Annotated in this window: 6 protein-coding genes; 3 read left to right on the top strand and 3 right to left on the bottom strand. The window is 74.2% G+C overall.

The features are described from left to right. On the bottom strand, positions 1–1,504 hold a 1,504-nt coding region (locus HFV08_RS19520), incomplete at its 3' end, for a sensor histidine kinase (RefSeq protein ID WP_512700960.1). Between the two features lie 362 nt (positions 1,505–1,866). Between HFV08_RS19520 and HFV08_RS19515 the strand changes: the two genes are divergently transcribed. Both HFV08_RS19515 and HFV08_RS19510 read left to right on the top strand, forming a co-directional pair. Then, the gene (locus HFV08_RS19515; RefSeq protein WP_168541003.1) at positions 1,867–2,568 is read left to right on the top strand and encodes a hypothetical protein; all 702 of its coding nucleotides are present in this window, start codon (positions 1,867–1,869) and stop codon (positions 2,566–2,568) included. Positions 2,569–2,908: 340 nt separating this feature from the next. Continuing rightward, entirely contained in the window at positions 2,909–4,606 is a 1,698-nt protein-coding gene (locus HFV08_RS19510; RefSeq protein ID WP_168541002.1) for a penicillin-binding transpeptidase domain-containing protein, read from the top strand. 85 nt (positions 4,607–4,691) lie between these two features. Here HFV08_RS19510 and HFV08_RS19505 read toward each other — a convergent pair whose 3' ends face one another. Then, complete coding sequence (locus tag HFV08_RS19505; RefSeq protein WP_168541001.1) at positions 4,692–5,588, bottom strand: polysaccharide deacetylase family protein; 897 nt, start codon at positions 5,586–5,588, stop codon at positions 4,692–4,694. Positions 5,589–5,694: 106 nt separating this feature from the next. Here HFV08_RS19505 and HFV08_RS19500 point away from each other — a divergent pair, with 106 nt between their 5' ends. Beyond that, positions 5,695–6,156 carry a MerR family transcriptional regulator gene (locus HFV08_RS19500; RefSeq protein ID WP_168541000.1) on the top strand — a complete coding sequence of 154 codons (462 nt, stop codon included), beginning with the start codon at positions 5,695–5,697 and terminating at the stop codon, positions 6,154–6,156. A 25-nt stretch (positions 6,157–6,181) separates the two neighbouring features. Here the strand turns inward: HFV08_RS19500 and HFV08_RS19495 are convergent, their stop codons facing one another. After that, positions 6,182–7,378: a serine hydrolase domain-containing protein gene (locus HFV08_RS19495; RefSeq protein WP_168541034.1), complete on the bottom strand. Its 1,197-nt coding sequence runs from the start codon at positions 7,376–7,378 to the stop codon at positions 6,182–6,184. Positions 7,379–7,424 lie beyond the last annotated feature (46 nt).

The following is a 7,424-nucleotide window of genomic DNA, read 5'->3' as shown; positions in this document are numbered from 1 at the left end:
CGGGTCCGGCCGCGGGCTCCCCGGACCCGGCCGCAGCGGGTCCGGCCGCGGGCGCCCGCCCGTTCCCCGCGGGGCCCTCCCGCCCGTTCTCCGCGCCGCCCTGCCGCCGCTCCTCCCCGGCCTCGCCCTCCGGCCCGTACTCCCCCGTGTCCCCCGTGTCCTCCCCCTGCGAAGCCGCCGTGACCAGCGGGACCCGCGCCCCGACCGGGCTCAGTGCCTCCCCCTCCCGGGCCCCGTGCAGGACCGCGCGCCGCAGCCGCCGGGCGCCGGTGCCCTCCGGTTGCCCGGCGGGGGCCGCCTCCTCCAGGAGGTCCACCGCGACGATGTCGGCGAACCGCGGCACCGCCACCGCCGCCAGTTCCTCGCAGGTGCGGGTGGTGTCCAGGGTGGTGCCGATGCCCGCCCCGGCCTCGTAGAGGAGCTGCCGCCGCTGCCCGGCGACCTCGACGCGGCCGGTGAGCTCGTACAGCTCGGTGGAGTCCCGCAGGGTGACCACGCTGCCGGGGAAGCCGCCGTACGGGGCGGTGGGGCGCTTGTTCACCGCGAGCAGGCGGTCCCCGGCGGCGTGCACCCCGTCGGTGATCTCGCCGGTCTCCTCGTCCGAGAGCAGCAGGCGCACGGTCGCCGGGTCGAGGCCCAGCTCGTCCACCCGGCGGCGCTCGGCGTCGCGGGGCAGGTCGAGCAGGCGCCGCGCCTCGTCGTTGGCGAGGATCAGGCGCCCGTCGCCGCCGATGATCAGGACGCCCTCGCGTACGGCGTGCAGCACCGCGTGGTGGTGTTCGTACAGCCTGGTCATGTCGGCCGGGCCGAGGCCGCGGGTCTGGCGCAGCAGCCGCCGGGAGGCGAGGGCGGTCCCGGCGGCGGCCAGGGCGACCGCTCCGGCGGCGCCGCCGAGCAGCACCGGGAGGTTGGAGTTGACCACCGCGTCCACCCGCTCGACCGCGATGGTGGCGACGACGGCGCCCTTGGGTTCGCGGTTCGGGCCGAAGACGGGGACCGCGGTGGCGATCGCGTCGTAGCCGGGCTCGTCGAAGCTGAAGGTGACCGTGCGGCCCGCCCGCAGCTTGGGCTCCACGTCGTTCTCCACCTCGGGGGGCGGGGTGTAGGGCCGCCCGATGTACGCGGGGTCCGGCGAGGTCAGCTGGAGGTAGTCCGGTCTGAGGATGACCACGGAGTCCACCCCGGTCGCCTTGCGGACCGCCTCGGTACGCGGCTGGAGCACCGCCGAGGGGTCGCGGCTGTCCAGCGCGGCGAGCAGCCCCGGGGAGTGCGCGAAGGACTCGGCGACGCCCCGGGTGACCCGGCGGGCGTCGACCGTGGTGGTGGACCGGGCCTGGAGCACGAGGGCGGCCACCCCGGCGGCGACGAGCAGCAGCACGATCACCATCTCGACCAGGAAGACCTGACCGGCGAGGGTCCGCGCCCTCGGTACCCGCGAGCGACCGCGCCGCCGTGCGGGCAGTGCCTCGTGATCACGCGGCGTCCGGGGCCGGCGTCTGCGCACCCTCCATCTGTAGCACCGGCCCCCGGGGACGGCATCCGTAGCGGCGGCCGGGGGAGGGCGGCGGTGCGGCGCGCGTTCCGGCGGGGGCGGCGCCCGATGCCTCGGACCGCCCGGACCGCGATTCCTCCGGTCGCCCGGACCGCCCTCACCGGGCACCGCCCCTTGTTACCGAATGCGGACAGAACCCGGTGAACAACTCCTTCCCGGACGCCCTCTTCATGGATGTAGCGAACACACAGATGCGACAGACAGATGCGGCAGACAGATACCGACAGACAGCCGCGACACACGGCTGCGGCGCCCGGCCTGCGGGAGCAGACGGAGGCGCCACGCATCCCGATCGCCCTTGGGGGGCTCCACTCATGACCACTCGCCGTACTCGCCGCACCGCCCGTTCCGCCCGCACCGCCCGTTCCGCGGGGCTGGTGGCCCTCGCCGCCGCGGCGGCCCTCGCGCTGACCGCCTGCCAGGGCGACAGCGAGGACGAGGGCGCCGCGCCCGCGAAGCAGGACTCCGCCTCCCGGTCCACCGGCGACGGGGGTGCCTCCAAGGGCTCCGGCGGCTCCGGTGCGGGCAGGACCCCGGACGGCGGGCAGAGCGGGACGCCCGCCGAGGACCGCACCGCCGCGCCGTCCGCCACGGCCGCGAAGGGCACCCCGTCCCGTACCCAGAAGCTGGTGGACGGCAGCACCGCCAAGATCTACGCCCTCGGCGGTCAGCGCCACCGCGCCGAGATCGTGAACGACGGTGACCTCCTCGCCACCCTGGAGACCGGCGAGCACGACGCCGGGCTGGACGCCAACGGCATGTACGTGGTGCTCACGATGGGCGGCGACGTCCGCTCCTGGATGGGCGGCGAGCACCAGGGCCCGGGCACCTTCGAGCTCGCGGGCGACTGGAAGGCCAAGGTGACGAAGGCCGGTGAGGGCCGCTACCGCGCGCAGATCCTCGGCCACGACGGCGAGGTCGCCATGCTGGACGCGAACGAGCGGGACACCGGGGTCGTCGCCAACGGCATCTACATCGTGCTCAGTTCGGGCGGCGTGATCAGCTCGCACGAGTAACGGCACCTGGGCGCGGGCTCGTTGCGGCGCCGAGGAGGCGTACGGCCCTGAGGCGCACGGGAGTTGAGACACGGAGGAACCGAGGCGGCGGCCGGAGCCGCCGCGCCCCTTCAGGTCCCAGGACGGAAACGGCTTGCTCACACTGCGGGCAGGCGGCTGACCCCGCACGGTCACCGGGCCTATCGTGGGCCCGGTCGGCGGCGGCCGGGACAGTCGAGTGCCCGGGCCGCGCACCCCCGGACGGACAGCCCGGGGCGGCGGCATCCTTTTTGACAGCTCGCGTCACGTCCTGGCCTGTGTCCGGGGGCGTACGGGCCATGAGGGCAAGGGGCAGGGACACGTGGGGCAGAGACGAAGCGACGGGACGGGCCGGGGAACGCGACCGGTGCTGTGGGGCGCGGTGTTCGCCGTGATCGTGGCCGGGGGCGCCCTCGGCGGGTACGCCCTCGCGGACGGCGGCGGCACCAGCGCCGACGGCAAGCCGCCGCTGACCGACCTGCCGCCCTCCCCCGAGGGCGTACGCACCGCCGCCCGCGCCTTCCTGGACGCCTGGCAGCGCGGTGACACCGGCGCCGCCGCCGCGGGCACCGACGACGCGAAGGCCGCCCGCGCCGCGCTCACCGGCTACCGCGAGGAGGGCCGTATCGCCAAGGTGCGGCTGACCCCGGGCCGGGCGAGCGGCAGCACGGTCCCCTTCTCGGTGAAGGCGGAGGTCTCGTACGGGGGAAAGCGCAAGCCGCTGGCGTACGAGTCGAAGCTGAGCGTGGTGCGCAGGCCCGCCGACGGCAAGGTGCTCGTCGGCTGGGCGCCCTCGGTGCTCCATCCCCAACTGCGGGGCGAGCACGACCGGTTGCTGACCGGGGAGGCGGGCACGCCGCCCGTCAAGGCGGTCGACCGGGACGGCAAGGAGCTGGACACGAAGAAGTTCCCCTCGCTGGCCAATGTGGTCGACGGGCTGCGCGAGAAGTACGGCGAGAAGTCCGGCGGCCAGGCGGGCATCGAACTGCGTGCCGTGCACGGCGAGGAGGACGGCAAGGACAAGAAGGGCGCGGCGGCCGCGGGCAAGAAGGGCGGCAAGGAGGACCAGCCCGACACCACGCTCCTCACCCTCTCCGAGGGCACCCCGGGCACGGTCCGTACGACGCTGAGCGCGACCTCCCAGGCCGCCGCCGAGAAGGAGGTCGCGAGCCGCAAGAAGGCCTCGGTGGTGGTGCTCAGGCCGAGCACCGGGGAGATCCTCGCGGTCGCCAACTCCGAGCCCGCCGGCTTCAACACGGCCCTGCAGGGCTCCCTCGCGCCCGGCTCCACGATGAAGGTCATCACCTCCTCGATGCTCCTGGAGAAGAAGCTCGCGGAGGTGAACCGGAAGCACCCCTGCCCCAAGTACTTCACCTACGGCGGCTGGAAGTTCCAGAACGACGACAAGTTCGAGATCAAGGACGGCCCCTTCCTCGCCAGCTTCGCCCGCTCCTGCAACACCGCCTTCATCAGCCAGGCGCCGAAGCTGTCCGACGGCGACCTGACCGCGCAGGCCCAGGAGGTCTTCGGGCTCGGCCGCGACAACTGGGCGATCGGGGTGCCGAGTTTCGACGGCGCGGTCCCGGTGCAGAGCGACGCGCAGATGGCCGCCTCCCTCATCGGCCAGGGCGCGGTGCGCATGAACCCGCTCAACATGGCCTCGGTCGCCGCCACCGCGAGCACCGGCACCTTCCGCCAGCCCTACCTGGTCTCCCCCGAACTCGACAACCGCGCCCTGGCCAAGGCCTCCCGCACCATGGCGAGCGGCACGGTCAAGTCCCTGCGGGAGCTGATGCGTTACACCGCGACCTCGGGTACGGCGGCCCAGGCGATGGCCTCGGTCGGCGGCGACATGGGCGCGAAGACCGGTTCGGCGGAGGTGGACGGCCAGCAGGAGCCGAACGGCTGGTTCACCGCGTACAAGGGCGACTTGGCGGCCTCCGCCGTGGTCCAGGCGGGCGGCCACGGCGGCGACTCGGCCGGGCCCGTGGTGGCGGCGGTGCTGCGGGCCGGGGGCTGACGGAGGGTCAGGTCGGCGGGCGCAGCCTCCCCGCGGCCTCAAGGGCGCCCGTTCCAGCGGGAGTTCACGCCCTCATCGCCGAACGTCACCCCCGCTCCGCGCCGGTGGCCGCTCCGGCCGCCGGCGCGGTCGTACGGGCGTAGTGGTCGGCGATCTCGTCGCTGGTGGTCAGCCAGACGCCGGGGTGGTTCGCGATGTGGGCGAGCGCCCGGTCCAGATACCGGTGGCGGAAGGGCTGGTTGATGACGAAGGGGTGCAGGACGAGGGACATCACCCGGCCGCTGTCCGCCGACTCCTCGTAGAGCTGGTCGAGTTGGTCCTTGACGATCTGGAGGAAGTCGGGGCCGCTGAGGCTCTTGCCGACGAACATCTGCACGTCGTTGATCTCGATCGAGTACGGCACGCTCAGCATGCCCGGCACCCTCAGCCGGTACGGCTGGTCGTCGTTCGCCCAGTCGAGGACGTACCGCAGGCCCAGCTCGGCGAGGAGTTCCGGGGTCCGGAAGGTCTCGGTGAGCGCCGGGCCGAGCCAGCCGCGCGGCCGGCGGCCGGTCGCCCTCTCGATGGTGCCGATCACCTCGGTCAGGTAGGCGCGCTCCTCGGACTCGGCCATGTCGGCCTGGAGGATGGAGTTGTTCCTGCCGTGCGCGGCCCAGACCCAGTCGCGCTCCAGGCCGGCCTCGATGATCTGCGGATAGTGCGCGGCCGCATCGGAGTTGAGCATCACGCTGGCCCGCAGGCCGTGGCGGTCCAGGCTGTCGATCAGCCGCCAGATGCCGACCCGGGGCCCGTAGTCCCGCCAGCCGTAGTTGAGCGGGTCCGGGGAGAGGGTCCGGGTGTCGGCGAAGATGCTCGTGGAGGGGCGGTCGACCTGGTAGTGCTCGACGTTCAGCCCCAGGTAGAAGGCGACCCGGGCGCCGCCCGGCCAGTGCAGCGGCTCGCGTTCGACGATGGGGCTGTAGTCGAAGAGCTGGTTGTCCATCGGGGTTCACCTCGGGCCTGGGCTGTACGGCGGCTTCGGTCGACGGATATCGTCGAACCTTCACACTGATGAGAAGGTCAAAGCAGCACCGTATGAGGTGGGTCACATGCGCATCGGAGAGCTGTCGGAGCGCACCGGCACCTCCCGCAGGCTGCTGCGGTACTACGAGGAGCAGGGCCTCATCGCCGCCGCCCGCGGCGCCAACGGCTACCGCGAGTTCGACGAGCGCTTCGTCGACCGCGTCCGGCAGATCCGGGGACTGCTCGACGCCGGACTGCCGACCCGCATCATCAAGCAGATCCTGCCCTGCCTCGACAAGCCCCGGACCATCTACTTCCGGGACGCCACCCCGGAGATGATCGCCACCCTGCGGCACGAGCGCGACCGGATGACCGAGCGCATCCGGTTCCTGACGCACAACCGGGACGCCATAGGCGAGTACCTCGACGCCGTACTCGACTACGACCGAGGCGGCGGGGGCGCGGGCGACAGGGGCGGCGAAGGCGGGGGCGCGGCATCCCCGGACGCGACGGCGCCGACGAGCCCGGCGGCCCCGGCCGGGGAGTGAGCGCGGCGGCGGACCCGGCGGCGCCTCAGGTGCCGAAGGCCTCGCCCTGGTCCGCCAGGACCCCCCGCACCGCCCGTACCAGCCCCTGCGCCCGCGGGTCGGCGGTGACGCCCTTCTGGAGGCCGTTGGTGACGTAGCCGAAGGCGATGCCGTGTTCGGGGTCGGCGAAGCCGAGGGCGCCGCCGCGGCCGGGGTGGCCGAAGGAGCCGGTGTCCAGGAAGGGCGAGGCGGGGCCGTGCAGCATCCAGCCGAGGCCGAAGCGGGTGGCGACGACCAGGACGCGGTCGGGCCCTGCGGCGGCCACCGCTCGGGCGCGGTCGACCGTCTCGGCGCTCAACAGGCGCCGGTGGCCGTCGACTCGGCCGATCAGGGCGGCGTAGAAGCGGGCCAGCGCGGGGGCGGTGGCGATGCCGCCGGAGGCGGGGAGGCAGGCGGCGCGGTAGGCGGGGTCGTTCTCGTCGGGCGCCGGGTCGATGGCGCCGAAGGCGCGGCGGGTGAGGCTGGCGGGGTCGCTATAGGCCTCGGCGACGTCGCGCTTGGCGCGGAGCCTGAGGCCGCCGCCCTTCTCGGGTGCGGTGACCGGGCCGATGCGTCCGGCGCGGTGCTGCTCGGCGGCGGGCATCCCCAGCCAGAGGTCGAGCCCGAGCGGCTCCGCGAAGTGCGCGGCGGCCCACTCCCCCACGCTCGACCCGGTGACGCGGCGCACGAGTTCATTGGTCAGCCAGCTGTACGTCTGCGCCTGGTAGCCGTGGTCGGTGCCGGGCTCCCAGTCGGGGCGCCGGGCGGCGACCGCGGCGGCGCCGAGGTCCTGGTCGGCGGCCTGGGCGGGGGTCAGCGGCGGGTCGAGGACGACGACCCCGGTGCGGTGGGCGAGGACGTCGCGGACCAGGGTGTGCTGCTTGCCGTGGGCCTTGAACTCGGGCCAGTAGGCGGCCACCGGGGCGTCCAGGTCGAGCAGGCCGCGCTCGGCGAGGGCGAGGAGCACGGCGGCGGCCACGCCCTTGGTCGCCGAGCGCACGATCTGTGCGGTGCCGTGCTCCCAGGACGCGGCACCGGGCCCGGCGGCGTCGAAGTCCCGTACGCCGCCGAAGAGATCGACCACCGGGCGCCCGTGCCGGTACACCGTGACGGCGGCGCCGCGCTCCCCGTACACCGGGAAGTTGCGGGCGAAGGCCTCGCGCACCGGCTCCCAGCCGGGGGCGGTGGTGCCGTGCACGGTCACCGGGGCGGGGGTCGACTGCCCTGCGGGTACGGGCTGTTCGGCTGCG

The sequence above is a fragment of the Streptomyces physcomitrii genome (assembly GCF_012273655.1).
GTDB lineage: Bacteria > Actinomycetota > Actinomycetes > Streptomycetales > Streptomycetaceae > Streptomyces > Streptomyces physcomitrii.
Note: the sequence above shows the minus strand (reverse complement) of the source record. Positions and strands in the feature narration are given on the sequence as shown.

Bases quoted from the DNA above. Each gene is read 5' to 3' on its own strand.
- HFV08_RS19500 (WP_168541000.1), top strand. From the start codon at position 5,695: ATGCGCATCGGAGAGCTGTCGGAGCGCACCGGCACCTCCCGCAGGCTG.
- HFV08_RS19505 (WP_168541001.1), bottom strand. From the start codon at position 5,588: ATGGACAACCAGCTCTTCGACTACAGCCCCATCGTCGAACGCGAGCCG.
- HFV08_RS19515 (WP_168541003.1), top strand. From the start codon at position 1,867: ATGACCACTCGCCGTACTCGCCGCACCGCCCGTTCCGCCCGCACCGCC.